General features: G+C 68.1%; 15 protein-coding genes and 1 other RNA gene. 14 read left to right on the top strand and 2 right to left on the bottom strand.

Annotated features, from left to right (window positions below; all coding sequences use genetic code 11):
- Both HYN04_RS09390 and HYN04_RS09395 read left to right on the top strand, forming a co-directional pair.
- Entirely contained in the window at window positions 1–2,565 is a 2,565-nt protein-coding gene (locus HYN04_RS09390; RefSeq protein ID WP_110450519.1) for an ATP-binding protein, read from the top strand.
- A 63-nt stretch (window positions 2,566–2,628) separates the two neighbouring features.
- On the top strand, window positions 2,629–3,237 hold the full coding sequence (locus HYN04_RS09395) for a peptidylprolyl isomerase (RefSeq protein ID WP_199285943.1): 609 nt from the start codon (window positions 2,629–2,631) through the stop codon (window positions 3,235–3,237).
- A 3-nt stretch (window positions 3,238–3,240) separates the two neighbouring features.
- On the opposite strand, the gene HYN04_RS09400 is transcribed toward HYN04_RS09395, so the two are convergent.
- Window positions 3,241–3,690, bottom strand: a complete 450-nt coding sequence (locus tag HYN04_RS09400; protein WP_110450520.1) for an NUDIX hydrolase — start codon at window positions 3,688–3,690, stop codon at window positions 3,241–3,243.
- A 146-nt stretch (window positions 3,691–3,836) separates the two neighbouring features.
- On the opposite strand from HYN04_RS09400, the gene ilvN reads away from it, so the two are divergent.
- Complete coding sequence (ilvN, locus tag HYN04_RS09405) at window positions 3,837–4,385, top strand: acetolactate synthase small subunit (RefSeq protein WP_110450521.1); 549 nt, start codon at window positions 3,837–3,839, stop codon at window positions 4,383–4,385.
- Between the two features lie 58 nt (window positions 4,386–4,443).
- On the opposite strand, the gene HYN04_RS09410 is transcribed toward ilvN, so the two are convergent.
- Window positions 4,444–5,100, bottom strand: a complete 657-nt coding sequence (locus tag HYN04_RS09410) for an aquaporin (RefSeq protein WP_110450522.1) — start codon at window positions 5,098–5,100, stop codon at window positions 4,444–4,446.
- A 98-nt stretch (window positions 5,101–5,198) separates the two neighbouring features.
- Here HYN04_RS09410 and ssrA point away from each other — a divergent pair.
- From ssrA to flhA, 11 genes are all read left to right on the top strand, one after another.
- Window positions 5,199–5,560, top strand: a transfer-messenger RNA (tmRNA) gene (gene ssrA, locus HYN04_RS09415).
- A 109-nt stretch (window positions 5,561–5,669) separates the two neighbouring features.
- Window positions 5,670–6,170 (top strand): SspB family protein, encoded by a 501-nt coding sequence (locus tag HYN04_RS09420; RefSeq protein ID WP_110450523.1) that lies wholly within the window; start codon window positions 5,670–5,672, stop codon window positions 6,168–6,170.
- A 9-nt stretch (window positions 6,171–6,179) separates the two neighbouring features.
- A complete protein-coding gene (locus HYN04_RS09425; RefSeq protein WP_110450524.1) occupies window positions 6,180–6,665 on the top strand; it encodes a PaaI family thioesterase in 486 nt (161 codons plus the stop codon).
- Entirely contained in the window at window positions 6,666–7,436 is a 771-nt protein-coding gene (locus HYN04_RS09430; protein WP_110450525.1) for a C13 family peptidase, read from the top strand.
- Complete coding sequence (locus tag HYN04_RS09435; protein ID WP_110450526.1) at window positions 7,433–9,463, top strand: serine hydrolase domain-containing protein; 2,031 nt, start codon at window positions 7,433–7,435, stop codon at window positions 9,461–9,463. Before HYN04_RS09430 ends, HYN04_RS09435 begins: the two co-directional genes overlap by 4 nt.
- Window positions 9,464–9,576: 113 nt before the next feature.
- The gene (fliF, locus tag HYN04_RS09440) at window positions 9,577–11,199 is read left to right on the top strand and encodes a flagellar basal-body MS-ring/collar protein FliF (RefSeq protein WP_110450527.1); all 1,623 of its coding nucleotides are present in this window, start codon (window positions 9,577–9,579) and stop codon (window positions 11,197–11,199) included.
- The gene (gene fliG / locus HYN04_RS09445) at window positions 11,196–12,230 is read left to right on the top strand and encodes a flagellar motor switch protein FliG (protein WP_110450528.1); all 1,035 of its coding nucleotides are present in this window, start codon (window positions 11,196–11,198) and stop codon (window positions 12,228–12,230) included. The genes fliF and fliG overlap by 4 nt, the downstream gene beginning before the upstream one ends.
- Entirely contained in the window at window positions 12,230–12,880 is a 651-nt protein-coding gene (locus HYN04_RS09450; RefSeq protein ID WP_110450529.1) for a FliH/SctL family protein, read from the top strand. The genes fliG and HYN04_RS09450 overlap by 1 nt, the downstream gene beginning before the upstream one ends.
- A gap of 6 nt (window positions 12,881–12,886) precedes the next feature.
- Window positions 12,887–13,225, top strand: coding sequence for a flagellar motor switch protein FliN (fliN, locus tag HYN04_RS09455; protein ID WP_110450530.1), 339 nt, complete (start codon window positions 12,887–12,889; stop codon window positions 13,223–13,225).
- A 29-nt stretch (window positions 13,226–13,254) separates the two neighbouring features.
- Entirely contained in the window at window positions 13,255–14,622 is a 1,368-nt protein-coding gene (gene flbD / locus HYN04_RS09460) for a sigma-54-dependent transcriptional regulator FlbD (protein WP_110450531.1), read from the top strand.
- Between the two features lie 65 nt (window positions 14,623–14,687).
- Window positions 14,688–16,730, top strand: coding sequence for a flagellar biosynthesis protein FlhA (gene flhA, locus HYN04_RS09465; RefSeq protein WP_110451372.1), 2,043 nt, complete (start codon window positions 14,688–14,690; stop codon window positions 16,728–16,730).
- Window positions 16,731–16,734: the final 4 nt, after the last annotated feature.

Genomic DNA, 16,734 nt, shown 5'->3' on the forward strand with positions numbered 1-16,734 from the left:
ATGGCGATGGTAAGCGACAGTCGGCCCTTGGGGGCAGGCGGCCAGAGCCTTGGCCGTCGCCTCTGGCGTCTGCTGTCTGAAAGTCCTGTCCAGGACGCCCTGGCGGGCTTGGCCGTCGCGGGCGCTGCAAGCCCTCACTTCGAGGGGCGCGCCCTCCTGGCCTGGCTGGGATTCGTCATCGCGAGTTCAGCGGCCGAGTGCCTGCTCATGGCCAGGGGCCGTGAAAGGCCTCTGCTGAAGGACCTCCTCGAGTTGTCCCGAAGCCTCGTCTTCACAGCGCTCGGCGCGGCCCTGATGTGGAGCGGAGAGGGGGAAGCCCCGCTCCTGGGCATCGCCATCTGGGGCGCCATGGCCTTCCGGACGCTCATCGTAGACTACCGGCGTCCCATCCAACTCCTGATCCGTCTCGGCCCCCCCATGACCGCCGGGATCGGCAGGCAATTCTTCCTCTCCCTGGAGCACATCGCGGCCAGGTCGCCAAAGCTGATACTGGCGGACATTTGCCTGCTTCTCTTCATCCTGGCCGCGACCCTGACGGGCTTCATGAGCCTACGCGAGCGCCGGCGGGCCTACGAGCGGGTGCTGGCCGAGAGCAGCGAGAAGACCCGCCAGGTCGAGGACGCCCACCGGGTGGCCCTGCTGGCGGAACAGCTGGTGGGCTCGGGACACTTCCGGTTCGACATCAGAACCTTCGTGACCACCTTCTCCGCAGGCCTCTACGAACTCTATGGTTTCGACCCGTCAGAAGGCCGGCCCAGGCTGGACGTCATCCTCTCGCTCTTTGAGGAGGGCGACCAGACCCGGACCCGGGAGATGATCGCCGAGGTGGTGAACACCCGAGCGCCGGTTCGGATCGAGGCCCGTTGCCGGCTCCAGGACGGTCGCGAGAAGGTCATCCTGACCCAGACCAATCCCGAGTTCAACGAGGCCGGCGAGGTGATCGCCATCTTCGGGATCTCCATGGACGTGACCGAGGCTCGCCGGCGCGAGGCCGCCCTCGCCGACAGCGAGGCGCAGCTGCGGCTGCTGGCGGACAATGTCACCGACATCGTGATCTGGGTCAGCGCCGGCGGACGAATCCTCTACGTCTCGCCGTCGGTGGAGACCCTAGGATACACGCCTGACGAAATGGTCGGTCGGGCTTCGATCGACTTCATCCATCCGGACGATCATGGCGAGGCCACCCGCCTGCTGAACCGTGTCTTCGAGGACCGCCAGCCAGAGGCGGGTCACCGGGGCGAGTTCAGGTTCCTCAACGTCCGGGCCTCCGGCGATCCGGTCTGGCTTGAAGGCTACGCCCGGGCGATCCGGGATCCCGAAGGCAGGCCCAGGTCAGCCGTCATCAACTTCCGGGACGTGACGGTTCGTCGGGAGCTCGAGGAGGACCTGCGTCGGGCCAAGACCCGCGCGGAAGCGGCCGCGGAGGCCAAGAGCGAGTTCCTGGCGAACATGAGCCATGAGATCCGCACGCCGCTGACCGGGGTGATCGGGTTCTCCGCGCTCCTGGCGCAGGTACCGAAGCTTCCGGATACGGCGCGAGGTTATGTCCGGAAGGTCATCAGCAGCGGCGAGGCCCTGCTGACGGTGGTCAATGACATCCTTGATTTCTCGAAGCTGGAAGCCGGACAGGTGGACCTGGACCCCGCCCCGTTCCATGTCGAGGACTTCCTTGAGGAGGTCGTCGGCCTGTTCGGGGCCCAGGCCTTGGCCAAGGGACTGCGCCTGGAAACCCGCATCGCGGAGAGGACGCCGGAGTACCTGTTCGCGGACCGCTCACGGGTCCAACAGGTGCTGTCCAACCTGCTCAGCAACGCCATCAAGTTCACGGAGACGGGGTCGATTGTGGTCCACGCCCGGTATAGCTGGGACAAGCCCGGACTGGAGATCTCGGTCACCGACACCGGGGTCGGGATCCATGAAGACCAGGTGGAGAAGCTCTTCCAGAGGTTCACCCAGGCGGACGGGTCGATCAGCCGCCAGTACGGGGGCACCGGCCTAGGGCTTTCGATCTCCCGGCAACTGACGACCCTGATGGGCGGTTCCATCTCCATCGCCTCGGCCCCGGGGGCCGGCTCAACCTTCACCTTCGACTTCCTGGCGCCGCAGGCCGATGGGCCCGCTCCGGCCGCTGTCGAGGCATCGCCCGCGAACGAAAGCGGAGAGAGCCTGAAGATCCTGGTGGTCGATGACCTGGACGCCAACCGGGAGCTGGTGCGCGCGCTGCTGGAGGCCGTGGGGCAGGAGGTCGAGGAGGCCTCCGGCGGAGCCCAGGCCGTCTCCATGGCGGTGCGCCAGACCTACGACCTGATCCTGATGGATCTCCAGATGCCGGGCATGGACGGCTTCGCCACCACGCGGGCGATCCGGCAGCTGTCGCAGGAAAACCGGTCGACCCCCATCGTCGCCCTGTCGGCCAATGTCCTGCCCGAGCACGTCGCCGAGGCCGAGAAGGCGGGCATGAACGACCATATCGGGAAGCCCATCGTCCCGGCGCGGCTTATCGCGACCCTGAACCGCTGGGGGGGCGTGCGCGTCGGATCGGAGCCGGCCTCGGGCGACAGCTGACGAAGCGCGGCTTTCCGACGTCCCGTCTCCGTTCTAGGCTGAAAAGGTCCAGGGAGAGGCCACATGATCCGACGCCGAGACCTCCTGCTTTCGGCAGGCGCCGCCGCAGCCGCAGGCCCCGCCTTCGCCGCCGGCGCTCCCGGCGTTGTCCGGGTGCGCCTTGTCACCCGGCTTGGCGACATCCTGCTGGAGCTCAGGGGCGACAAGGCGCCCGCCACCACCGCCAACTTCCTCCGCTATGTGGATGAGAAGCGGATGGACAAGGGAACCTTCTACCGCCGGTCCGTCCCGCCGGGGGCGACCGAGTTCGATTACGGCGTCATCCAGGGCGGCCTGCAGAACAACCCGGCCTGGGTGCTGCCCCCCGTCCGGCATGAATCCACCAGCCGGACCGGCCTGAAACACACGGACGGCGCCATCTCCATGGGCCGGCGGGCGCCTGGGTCGGCGACCTCGGACTTCTTCATCTGCGCCGGCGAGCAGGCCTACCTGGACGCCGATCCGGCCGCCAAGGGCGACAACCTGGGCTTCGCCTGCTTCGGCTATGTGGCGGAGGGTATGGAGACGGTGCACAAGATCCTGGCCCAGCCGGTCTCGCCCACCGCAGGGGTGGGGACCATGAAGGGCGAAATGCTGCGGAATCCCCTGCCGATCACTGCGCGCCGGGCCTGAGGTTCAGGCGAGCTTCCCCGGAAAGGCGGCGAGCAGCCGGGCGAGGCCGGGCTCGTCCACCTGGGTGGCCGCCTCAGCCGAAGCCATCCACCGGCGTTCGCGCTGGTGGGCCTCGGGCCAGGCGTCATGGATCTCGACAACCTCCAGCGGGTAAACCTCCACCCGAACCGGCTGCAGCTGTCCCCCGGAGAGGCGCTTGTCATAGTCAAAGACGCCGATCTTGCGAGCGCGTGTCCGGCCCTCGACCCCCGCCTCCTCCCAGGCCTCGCGGGCGGCGGCCTGGTGCGGCTTGAGGTCCTTCATGGGCCAGCCCTTGGGAATGACCCAACGACGGGTTTCCCGGGAGGTGATCATCAGGATCTCGACCCCTCCCTCCGCGCACCGCCGCCACGGCAGGGCCGCATACTGGCTCAGGCGGCGAGCGGGATTGCGGGGGATCTGGCCTGGCTTCATTGCGGCTCCGGCAGGGGCATGGCCGACCACACCCGCAGAGTCGCTGCACGGATGCAAGCCCGTATCCCGCCCGAGACCCCGATCACAGCCCCTTGCCCATCGGCCGGGCTTGTGACACCTGCCGGTCACACCCCAGCGAGAGCGCCATGACCGATCCCCAGCCCGCCTCCGTCTATGACCTGGCCCACGAGGACCAGGCGGAGAACCTCGCCACCTTCGCCATCCTCGTCGACAACGAACCTGGCGTCCTGCACCGGCTGGTCGGCCTGTTCGCCGCCCGGGGCTACAACATCGAGAGCCTGACGGTGGCCGAGACCGACCGCAAGGCGCACACCAGCCGGGTCACCATCGTCACCCGGGGCGCGCCCCAGGTCCTGACCCAGATCGAGGCCCAGCTGCAGAAGATGGTCGCAACCCGTCACGTCCAGGACGTGACGCGCGATCCCAACGGGCTGGAACGGGAGTTGGCCCTGGTCAAGGTGCGCGGCCTGGGCGCCGAGCGCGTCGAGGCCCTTCGGATCAGCGAGATCTTCCGCGCCCGGGTGCTGGACACGACCATCGACAGCTTCATCTTCGAGGTCACCGGGGCCTCGTCGAAGATCGACAAGTTCATTGACCTGATGCGCCCCCTGGGCCTGGTTGAGCTGGCCCGTACGGGGGTGCTGTCCATCACCCGGGGCGTCGAGACCGTCTGAAACGAAAACGGCCCGGGACCTTCGCCCCGGGCCGCAATCTCTTGGGTCGTGTTCTGGCTCAGGCCAGCAGGCGGACCCTGTAGAGCAGGGCGCCGATCACGGCGCCGATCGCCGGGGCGACGAAGAACAGCCAGAGGTGCGCCAGGGCCGGTCCGCCGACCAGCACCGCGGGGCCGAAGCTCCGGGCCGGGTTCACCGACACGCCCGTCACCTGGATGCCGACAATGTGGATGACGGCCAGGGTCACGCCGATCGCGACGCCGGCGAAGCCTGCGGGCGCCTTTTCGGAGGTCGAGCCCAGGATCACGATCACGAAGAGCGCGGTCATGACGATCTCGAAGAGCAGGGCCGACTGCATGCTGAACTCACCGAGATATCCCGGGCCAAAGCCATTCTGCCCGAGGTTGGTGGTCTGGCCGCTGACCACGGCGAGGACGGCGGCCGCCGCCAGGGCGCCCGCGAACTGCGCCACCCAGTAGGTGACCATGTCCCGGCCATTCATGCGGCCTGCGATGAAGGCCGCCAGGCTGACGGCCGGATTGACGTGGCAGCCCGAGATCGAGCCGATGCCGTAGGCCATGGCGATGATGGCCCCGCCGAAGGCGATGGAGATTCCCAACTGTCCCACATTGTCGAATCCGCCGAGCACAGCGGAGCCGCAGCCGAACAGGACAAGCGTAAAGGTGCCGATGAATTCGGCGAGCATCTTGGACATTTCACCCTCCCTCCGTGGTGTTTGGAGGTTCACTGAGAACACCCTTACGGTGAACAGTGAATTAACCCTCTCGCCTGCGACCGTATCCGACGTCCGGGGGGATTGAGAAGTCCGGCGTGAAAGCCTATCTCTCGGGTGTCCGGTTCGCCGGACTATGGGGATAAACGCGCACGAAATAAGCGGACTGGACCCGGGTGCGATTCCCGGCGGCTCCACCAAAACCTTTCCCCCGCTCCGGCGGGGCGGTGCGGGGCCGATCAGCATCGACAGACGTGTAAAGGTGTTGCTTTCTCCCGGCCTGGCCCACCGTTTCGGGCTTTAAACTAACTGCGAACGATAACTTCGCTGAAGAAGTTCGTCTGGCCGCGTAAGCGACCCGACGGGTTTCGACCTGAAGCCCTGGCGTCTTAGCAGCGTCAGGCGGGGCTCGGAGGGGGCCTGGCAACAGAACCCCTCCACTTTCCCAAGCCCTGCAGACATTTGCCCCTGGCTTCGCGCTGGGGATGGCGACTTGCGCCCGGCGCCGGGGGCGCTAGTTTGGCCCCAGAACCGCGCCCGACAGGATCCGAATGGCCCAGGAACCCCCCGCACAGGACCTGATGAACTACGAGGGCATGGCCCAGGACGCCCTGCGGGGCGTGGTCAAGGCCGCGCTCCTGCGCGCAGGGGCCCCGGGTGGCCTGCCCGGCGCCCATCACTTCTACCTGACCTTCAAGACCGGCGCGCCGGGCGTGGAGGGGCCGGAAGAGCTCCTGTCCCGCTATCCGGACGAGATGACCATCGTCCTCCAGCACCAGTTCTGGGACCTGGAGGTCGGAGACCGAGATTTTGGGGTGACCCTGAAGTTTGGCGGCCGGCCCCAGTCCCTGGTGGTGCCCTACGCCGCCATGACGCGCTTCTACGATCCCAGCGTCCAGTTCCTGCTGCAGTTCGACGCCGAGGCGGGCCCCGGGCCCCAGGCTGCGCCAGCCCCAGCGCCGCTGGCGGCCGCCCCGTCCTCCGCCGGCGTCGCCGACGCGGACCCCGAGGCGCCGAACGTCGTGTCCCTTGATCAGTTCCGGAAGAAGTGAGGCCTGACCGTGTCCGACACCCCCAAGGAGACCGGCGCCACATCGGCGGATGAGCCCCTTACCGACGAGGCGATCCTGGCCCGTTTCCACCGGACCAAGAACCAGCCCACGGGCTCCCAGACCCTGGGGTTCCGCATCACGGCGGTCAGCCAGGCCGAGAAATCCGTCGAGGTGGCCTTCGAGGCCCGGGCCGAGCTGCTCCTGAACCCGATGAAGCAGATCCAGGGCGGCTATCTCTGCGCCATGCTTGATGAATGCATGTCCGTGGCCTGCATGGTCGCCTCGGGCATGACCCATGTAGCCCCCACCGCCGAGATGAAGACCTCCTTCTTCCGTCCTGCCCAGCCGGGACCGATCCGCGGCGTGGGACGGGTGGCGAAGTGGGGGCGGACACTGGCCTTCACCGAGGGCGAGCTCTACGACCCCGAGGGTCGTCTCCTGGCCAAGGCGACCGGCACAGCGGTCCCCACTCCCTTCAAGTCCTACAAGAGCTAGATGCGCCTCCGGGCCCTCCCTCTCCTTCTCTTCATCGCCCTGCTGCAGGCGGTCGCCGGGCAGGCGGCGGCGGAGTCCCCCTTCCGGAACTGGGGCGCGATGGTCATCGCCGGGGACTGGAAAGGCGCCAACGGAGGTCCCACGGAGGCCTTCGACAACGCCCGGCGCGACGTCTCGGCTGAGCTTGTCCGGATGGGGTTCGAACCGGGCAACATCCTCCAGTACTCGGTGCGGCCCGAACGCTATGGCAAGGAGAAGCTGGCCAAGTCTGACATCCGGGCGATCTTCGAGGGGATGGGCCAACTTGCGGCCCGGACACCCGATGGCTGCCTCGTCTACCTGACGACCCACGGCGCCCCGCAGGGCGCAGTCATCGACCAGTCCCTCCTGCCGCCCGGGATCCTCGCAGCCATCCTTGACCGGACCTGCGGCGCGCGCCCGACCATCGCGGTGATCTCCGCCTGCTTCTCGGGGGTCTTTGTCCCTGACCTGGGCGGCGCCAACCGCATGGTGATGACCGCGGCGCGGCCGGACCGGACATCCTTTGGCTGCGGACAGTCCAACCGTTACCCGTTCTTCGACGAGTGCTTCCTGCAAAGCGCGCCCTCGTCCCGGGACTTCCCGGCCCTCGCAGACCGGATCCGGACCTGCGTGACCGAGCGCGAGGTCAAGGAGGGCATGCGCCCACCCTCGGAGCCCCAGGTCTTCATCGGCGCGCAACTCAGGCCCGTCCTGCCCTTCTACGTCTTCCCCGCCAGGTCCCCGCCATGAACCGGACCTGGGCTGCCCGTGGACTTGCGGGGCTCCTGATCGCCGGCCTCCAGCTCGCCGGAGGGCCAGCCGCCGCGCAATCTCCCTCCACGGCGACTGCGGCGCGCGCGCCTGCGGGCGTGACTGCGCCCGCCGCCCCGGCGCCGGTGCGGGCCACGCCGCCCGCCGCCGAACTTGAGGCCTTCGTGGACGGAGTCGTCCGGGACGCCCTGGTTCAGGACCACATCGTCGGCGCGACCGTAGCCATCGTCCAGGACGGCAAGATTCTCCTGAAGAAGGGATACGGCGCCGCCGATCTTTCCCCGCGGCGCCCGGTGGATCCGGACCAGACCCTTTTCCGGCTGGGATCGGTGTCCAAGACCTTCACCTGGCTGACGGTGCTCAAGGAGGTGGAGGCTGGCCGGCTCAGGCTGGACGCGCCGATCAACCTCTTCCTCCCGGAACCCGTGCACGTCCGTGACCAGGGATTCACCCGGCCGGTGACGCTGCAGAGCCTCATGTCGCATTCGGGCGGCTTCGAAGACCGCGCCCTTGGCCATCTGTTCGAACGCGACCCGGCGCGTATCCGGCCGCTGGCCGTCTACCTTCGCCAGGAGCGGCCCCGGAGGGTCCATCCGGTGGGCCAGATGTCGAGCTATTCGAACTATGGCGCCGCACTTTCGGGACAGGCGGCGGCCTGGGCGTCGGGCCGGACCTTCGAGCGCCTTGCAGAGGAAGGCCTGTTCGAGCCCCTCGGGATGAGCCGGACGACCTTCCGGGAGCCAAGGCCGAAGCGGGCCGACCTTCCTGCGCCGATGCCGGCGAGCCTGGCGGCGGACCTTTCCCGGGGCTACGCCTGGACGGGCGCCGGCTTCCAACCGGAGTCCTTCGAGTACATTGGACAGATCGCTCCGGCCGGGTCGGCATCGTCGACGGCGGGCGACATGGCCCGCTACATGATGGTCCTGCTTGACGGCGGCCAGGCGGGCGAAGGCCGGCTGTATGGCGAGGCTACAGCGCGGGCGCTTCGCCAGCCTCTCCGCTCCACGCCGCCCGGAATCAACGGATGGCGGCACGGCTTCATCGCCTACACCCTTCCGGGCGGCCTCCAGGGCTTCGGCCACGATGGGGCGACCCGGACCTTCATGACCAACATGACCCTGGTTCCCGAACTGGGCCTGGGCGTCTTCATCAGCACCAACACCAGCACGGGCCGCGCACTGACCCAAAGGTTCCCCGTCCGGGTGGTCGAGGAAATCCTGGGTCGCCAGGGTGACTGGCCGCGGCCTGCGGCGCCCCAGCTCCATGCATACAAAGGCATGTACGAGGGTCGCTACCTCGGCACCCGGCGCGCCTATTCCGGCCTGGAGGGGATGCTGGAGCGCCTCTCCGGCGAGATGCAGGTGGAAGTCACTCCCGAGGGCCGCCTGTTGACCCGCGAAGGCGACCGTATCCAGTCCTGGGTCCCGGAGGGTCCGGTGACTAGCGGGCGCTTCGTCTCCGACACGGGTTGGGAGCGGCGCGTCTTTGTCATTGAGGGCGGCAAGGCCCGCAGGATGCTGACGGCCCTGAACACCCAGGTCTATGAACGCTCGCCCTTCTGGGGCCGGCCGGGCCTGCTCGCCGCCGCGGCGGCTGCGACAGGGCTGGTCTCCCTCCTGGCCCTGGGCGCAGCCCTCTTCCGGAACCGACGGGACTTCCGGCAGACCCCGGTCCAGGCCCGGGCGGGAATCCTCCAGGCCCTCCAGGCGCTTCTCTGGCTGGCCGCCCTGGGACTGTTCCTCTTCTGGTCCGCGACCACGCCGGGAAGCGAACTCATCTACACCTGGCCCGGCCTGACCCTTCTCGCCGCGTCAGCCTGCGCCCTCGTGGCCAGCCTGCTCGGCCTCGCCTGTGCGGCCCTGCTTCCCTTCGTGCTTCGCAGCGGCCGCCGGCTGGACAGCTGGTCGCCCCGCAGGCGGGCCGGGTTTGTCCTGACCGTCGTCGTTTCCCTGGCCTTCGGCCTCCTGCTCGCGCTTTGGGGCGGATTGTCCCCCTGGGCGGGATAGAACTGGCCGCCAAGGACCCCGCGTAAACGTCTCGTTTACCAACCACTGGGTAATTCCTGCCTATTCGTCGGCAGGAAATGCAGTCCTGAGGCCGGCGCGGGAGACTGCGGACCGTGAACGGGATCTTCGCCGCCCTGCAAAGATTTGGCCTCGGCCGCCTCGCCGCCTTCGCGGGCATCGGGGTGGGCATCGCAGCCGCCCTGGCCGCCGTGTTCATGAACATGGGGCGTCCCAACGCCCTCCTCTATTCGAACCTGGACCTCAAGGAAGCCGGTGAAATCACCAAGGCCCTCGAACAGGCGAACATCCGCTACGAGGCCAAGGGCGACGGCTCGACCCTCATGGTCTCGCGGGACCAGGTTGCCTCCACCCGGCTCCTGCTTTCTGGCAAGGGACTGCCGACGGCCGGGTCCGTGGGGTACGAGATCTTCGACCAGTCCAGCGTGGTGGGGCAGACGGACTTCGTCCAGCAGCTGAACCGCCAGAGGGCGCTGGAGGGTGAGCTGGCCCGGACGATCCAGAGCCTGGACGGCGTGGCCTCGGCCCGCGTGCACCTGGTCCTGCCGAAGAAGGAGCTCTTCGAGGACGAGATCCAGCAGCCCTCGGCCTCGGTCAGCATCGCCGTGGGGGCCCGAGAGCCCACCCCCGACCAGGTCCGGGCGATCCAGAACCTCGTGGCCGGCGCCGTGCCCAACATGAAGCCGGACCGGGTGACGGTGGTCGACCAGCACGCCAAGACCCTGTCGGGGGGCGCCGAGGGCGACGCCATGGCCGCGGACGGACGCAAGTCGACCGTCGAGGCCCGCATCGCCAAGACGGTGAAGACCCTGGTCGAGGGCGTGGTCGGCCAGGGCAAGGCCCGGGTGAACGTCACCGCTGATCTCGACCTGTCGCAGGTGACCATCCAGGAAGAGACCTTCGATCCCGATGGCCAGGTGGTGCGGTCCGAGACCACCAGCGAGGAAAACGCCAACGAAAACCAGCCCAACGCGAACGGCCAGGTCACCGCCGCCGCGAACATTCCCGGCGCACCCCCGAACGCCGACGGCACGATCGCCTCGACCTCGGGCCGGACGGGAACCACCACCAACTACGACATCTCCAAGACGATCCGGACCGAGGTGAAAGAACCCGGGCAGGTCAAGCGGCTCTCCGTCGCCGTCGCCGTGGACGGCGTCACCGCCCCTCCGGGCAAGGACGGCAAGCCGGGCGCATACACGCCTCGCCCCGCGGCGGAAATGCAGAGGATCGAGCAGCTCGTCCGCACCGCCGTTGGCTTCGACCAGCAGCGTGGCGACCAGGTCACGGTCATCAACGTCCAGTTTCCGAGCGCGGACGGCGCCGGCGGCGGGGTGGTGGCGGCCAACCCCCTGATGGGTTTCGACAAGAACGACATCATGCAGATCGTCCAGTGGGTGATCCTGCTGATCGTCGCCCTGCTGACCATCTTCTTCGTGGTTCGGCCGCTTTTCAACGGATCGGCTGGCCCCAGGACCGGCGTGACCCGCCTGGTCACCACCGTCGACGGCCAGGGCATGCTGCCCCTGGACCCTTCAACGGGAGAGCCCCTGGCCCTTCCGGGCCCGGACCCGACCGAGATGGAGCAGAGGATCGAGATCGCCAGGATCGAGGGCCAGGTGAAGGCCAGCTCGATCCGGCGGGTCGCGGAGTTCGTGGAATCCCATCCTGAGGAATCCGTCGCCCTGCTCCGCACCTGGCTGCATCAACCGACATGAGCAAGGCCTCCTCAAAATCCACCATCATCACCGACCCCTCCCAGCTGACGGGTCCGGAGAAGGCCGCGATCGTCCTGCTCACCCTGGGCGAGGACCACACCGCGATCTGGCAGATGCTGGATGAGGAGGAGATCCGCGAAGTTTCCCAGGCCATGGCCACCCTGGGCAATGTAAACTCCAGCGTGGTTGAAGCCCTGCTGGTCGAGTTCATCTCGAACGTGTCCGGCGGGGGCACGGTCATGGGCTCGTTCGAGCAGACCCAGCGCCTCCTCGCCTCCTTCCTCGACCCTGACAAGGTCGACAACCTCATGGAGGAGATCCGGGGTCCGGCCGGCCGGACCATGTGGGACAAGCTGGGGAATGTCAGCGAGGGGGTCCTCGCCAACTACCTGAAGAACGAATACCCGCAGACCGTCGCCGTGGTGCTGTCCAAGATCAAGCCGGACCACGCCTCGCGGGTGCTGGGCGCCCTGCCCGAGGACTTCGCCATGGAGTGCGTCACCCGCATGCTGCGGATGGAACCCGTGCAGCGCGAGATCCTCGACAAGATCGAGCAGACCCTGCGCACCGAGTTCATGTCGAATCTGGCCCGGACGTCCAAGCGCGACAGCCACGAGATGATGGCCGAGATCTTCAACTCGTTCGACCGGCAGACCGAGACCCGGTTCATCTCGGCCCTCGAGGAGCGCAGCCGGGACAGCGCCGAGCGGATCCGGGCCCTCATGTTCGTCTTTGAGGACCTGTCCAAGCTGGATCCCGGCGGCGTCCAGACTCTTCTGCGGGCTGTCGACAAGTCCCAGCTGGGCCTGGCCCTGAAGGGCGCTTCGGAAGACCTCCGGAACCTCTTCTTCTCGAACATGTCCGAGCGCGCCGCGCGGATCCTGCGGGAGGACATGGAGAACATGGGTCCGGTGCGCCTTCGCGATGTCGACCAGGCCCAGATGGCCATGGTCCAGTCGGCGAAGGACCTGGCCCAGAAGGGCGAGATCATGCTGGCCGGCTCCAGCGGCGATGACGAGCTGATCTACTGATGACCGGTCCCACCCTGGAGAGGTTCGGCTTCGACACCGTCTTCGACGGCGGCGGCAACGTGGCGAGCTCCACGCCCCGGGCGAAGCGGTATTTCAACGCCGAGGAGGTTGAGGCGGTGCGCGCCCGCGCCTTCGCAGAGGGCGAACGGAAGGCGATGGGCGAGACGGCGGCGCTACAGGCCCGCGCCCTGACGGACATCGCCCGCAGCGCGGAGCAGGGCCTGGGCGGCCTGGCGCATGTGGCCCACGCCCACCGGGAAGGCTCGGCCGCCCTGGCCCTGGCCTGCGCCCGCGCCATCGCCGGGGAGGTCCTCGAGATGTTCCCCAGGGCCGCGATCCAGACGGCCCTTGAAAGCTTGGCCCGGGAGATCGAATCCGAACCCCGCCTTCTCGTCACCGTCGCGCCGGGCCTGGGCGAGGGACTGCAGGAGCTGTTGGCGGGCACGGCTGCGGCCGGAGGCTTCAACGGCCAGATCCTGGTGCGGGAGGACGCCGGCCATGCTGGCGCGGCCTTCACCCTCGACTTCGGCGACGGCGCAGCCAGCTACGACCCCGACGAAGCGGCCCAGAGGGTCGGGGCGGCGCTCAAGGCGGCCCTTGCCACGGAAGGCCTGCATGCGGAATCCCTCGACCCCTCCGGGGAAGGCTAGGACATCATGAGCGACAACGAACTCGAACTCGATGAACTCGGCCCGGACGACGGCTCCCAGGCGCCGGGACCTGAAGAGGGCGGCGAGAAGACGGCCAGCGACCTTGCGCCCATCTTCGACGTGCCGGTGTCGATCTCCGCGGTCCTGGGCCGGGCGACGATGAGCGTTTCCCAGCTCCTGCAGCTCAACTCCGGCAGCGTACTGGAGCTCGACAGGCGGGTCGGCGAGGCGATCGACATCTACGTCAACAATCGCCTGGTGGCGCGCGGCGAGGTCGTCATCGTCGACGAGCGGCTGGGCGTGACCATGACCGAAATCATCAAGGACGGCGACACCCAGGCCTGAGGCCCGGATGACGTAGCGGAGACGGAAACATGCGACTTCTGGTCGTTGGACAACTGAACGGGCAACTGGCGTCCGCCGTGAAGATGGCGATGACCCAGGGGGCCAAGGTCAGCCACGTGGAGACGATCGCGGCGGCCACCCACGCCCTCCGCGCCGGCCAGGGGGCGGACCTGCTGCTGGTCGACTACAGCCTCGACATCGCCGCCCTCATCGCCGCAAACGAGGCCGAGCGGATCCGCGCGCCGGTCGTGGCCTGCGGGGTGGACCCGGACGCCCGCAAGGCGGCCGACGCCATCCGGGCGGGCGCCAAGGAATTCATTCCCCTTCCGCCGGACGCCGAGATGATCGCCGCCGTGCTGGCCGCGGTCTCGGATGACAACCGGCCGATGATCGCCGAGGACGCGGCGATGAAGGCCGTCATCAGCATGGCCGAGCAGGTGGCGCCTTCCGAGGCCTCGATCCTGATCACCGGGGAAAGCGGTTCCGGCAAGGAGATCGTCGCCCGCCATGTGCACCTGAAGTCGCGCCGGAGCGGCAAGCCCTTCATCTCGGTGAACTGCGCGGCCATCCCGGAGAACCTCCTCGAAAGCGAACTCTTCGGCCACGAGAAGGGCGCCTTCACCGGCGCCCTGGCCCGGCGGATCGGCAAGTTCGAGGAGGCCAACGGCGGGACCCTGCTGCTGGATGAAATCTCCGAGATGGACGCGAGGCTGCAGGCCAAGCTCCTGCGGGCCATCCAGGAGCGCGAGATCGACCGCGTGGGCGGCTCCCAGCCGGTGAAGGTGGACATCCGCATCCTGGCCACCTCCAACCGCGACCTGGTCCAGGCGGTCCGGGAGGGGACTTTCCGGGAAGACCTGCTCTACCGGCTGAACGTGGTGAACCTGAGGCTGCCGCCGCTCCGCGACCGGCCCGGCGACATCCTGCCCATGGCGGACTTCTTCGTCCGCAAGTACGCCGCCGCCAATGGCCTGTCGGCCCAGCCGCTCTCGCAGGAGGCCCGTCGCCGGCTGCTCGCCCATCGCTGGCCCGGAAACGTGCGCGAGCTTGAGAACGCCATGCACAGGGCGGTCCTTCTCGCCAGCGGGCCGGAGATCGATGAGTCCGCCATCCGCCTGCCCGATGGCCAGCCCCTCGGCCCGGCGGACCCGGCCGTCCGCACCGCCCAGGCCGCAGCCACGGCTGCAGAGGCCGTCTCCCGGGGCTTTGTCGGCCAGACGGTTGCTGCGATGGAGCAGCAGCTCATCATCGAGACCCTTGAACACTGCCTCGGCAACCGGACCCACGCCGCGAACATTCTCGGCATCTCGATCCGCACCCTCCGCAACAAGCTGAAGGAGTACTCCGAGGCGGGCGTGAGCGTGCCGGCGCCCCAGATGGGCGCGAGCGCGGCCTGAGGAGCTGATCGGTGACCGACACCACATTCGCCGGGCCCTCCCCGCAAAAGGTCACCCCCGCCGTCGTGATCCGGTGGCTGGCCCGGGGCGAGGTGGCGCTGGCGCTTGGCGTCGTATCGGTCCTTGTTCTTCTGATCCTGCCGGTTCCGGCCTTCCTGCTGGACGCCCTGCTGGCGATCTCTCTGGCCTCGTCCATCCTGATCCTGATGACCTCGCTGTTCATCAAGAAGCCGCTGGACTTCACCTCCTTCCCGACCGTCCTCCTGGTCACCACCCTGTTCCGTCTCGCCCTGAACGTCGCATCGACGCGGCTGATCCTGGCGCACGGACACGAGGGCGTGCACGGGGCGGGACAGGTGATCGAGTCCTTCGGGCGCCTGATGACGGGCGGCAACTTCACCATCGGCATCATTGTCTTCGCCATCCTGGTGATCGTGAACTTCATAGTCATCACCAAGGGTTCCGGCCGGATCGCGGAAGTCGCCGCCCGGTTCACCCTCGACTCGCTGCCCGGCAAGCAGATGGCCATCGACGCCGACCTGTCGGCCGGCCTGATCGACCAGGAGGAGTCGCGCCGCCGCCGTAAGGAGCTGGAGCAGGAGTCGACCTTCTTCGGCTCCATGGACGGCGCCTCGAAATTCGTCCGCGGGGACGCGATCGCCGGCCTGATCATCGTCGCCATCAACGTCATCGGCGGGATCCTGATCGGGACGTTCCAGCATGGCCTGCCGATTGGGCAGGCGGCCTCGACCTACACCCTCCTGACGATCGGCGACGGCCTGGTGACCCAGATCCCCGCCCTGATCATCTCGATCGCCGCCGGTTTCCTGGTGTCCAACGCCGGCGTGGACGGGGCGACGGACCAGGCCCTGGTCACCCAGCTGGCCATGAACCCCATCAGCCTCGGCATGGTGTCGGCAGCCTCGGGGGTCATCGCCCTGATCCCCGGCATGCCGGTCCTGCCCTTCGCCGCCCTGTCGATCGCCGCCGGGATGCTGGCCTGGAGACGATCGTCGAACGCCCAGCTCGCAGAGGTGCTGGGGATAGAGGACCCGGCTCCGCCCCAGGACGTCGAGGAGCCCATCAGCCAGACCCTGGCCATTGACGAGATCAAGATCGAACTCGGCTATGGCCTCCTGCCCCTGATCAATGACCTCGACGGCCGGCGACTGACCGACCAGATCAAGGCCCTCCGCAAGACCCTGGCGGCGGAGTACGGTTTCGTCATGCCGCCGGTGCGGATCCTGGACAACATGCGCCTGCCCTCCCAGGGGTACCTCATCCGGATCAAGGAGCTCGAGGCCGGGACCGGTGAGGTCCGCCTGGGAGCCCTCATGGCGATGGACCCGCGCGGAGGCCAGGTGGAGCTGACCGGCGAGCACATGCGCGAGCCCGCCTTCGGCCTGCCGGCGACCTGGATCGAGGACGGCCTGCGGGAAGAGGCGACGTTCCGCGGCTACACCGTCGTGGATCCATCCACCGTCCTGACGACCCACCTGACCGAGATCCTCAAGGAGAACATGCCCGACCTGCTCTCCTACGCCGAGGTGCAGAAGCTCCTGCGGGACCTGCCGGCGGAACAGAAGAAGCTGGTGGACGACATCATCCCGTCGGTGGTCTCGGTGACCACGATCCAGAGGGTTCTCCAGGCCCTGCTGCGCGAGCGCGTTTCGATCCGCGACCTGGCGGCCATCCTCGAGGGTCTCAGCGAGGCCGCCCCCCACAGCGCCTCCCTGACCAGCCTCGTCGAGCAGGTTCGGGCCCGGCTCTCGCGGCAGCTGTCCTTCGCCTTCCGAGGCGAGGACGGGGCCCTGCCGATCATCACCCTTTCGCCGGACTGGGAGATGGCCTTCGCCGAGTCGCTTGTGGGCTCGGGAGAGGAACGCCAGCTGTCGATGGCCCCGTCCCGGCTCCAGGAGTTCATCCGGTCGGTCAGCGACGCCTTCGAGCGTGCGGCGCAGGGCGGGGACTCCCCGGTACTGCTGACCAGTCCCGGGATCCGTCCCTATGTGCGCTCCCTCGTCGAGCGGTTCCGGGGCCAGACCCCCGTGCTGAGCCAGAATGAAGTCCACCCGAGGGCCCGCCTCAAGACTGTGGGCATGGTCTGATGGA

The sequence above is a fragment of the Phenylobacterium parvum genome, from assembly GCF_003150835.1.
GTDB lineage: Bacteria > Pseudomonadota > Alphaproteobacteria > Caulobacterales > Caulobacteraceae > Phenylobacterium > Phenylobacterium parvum.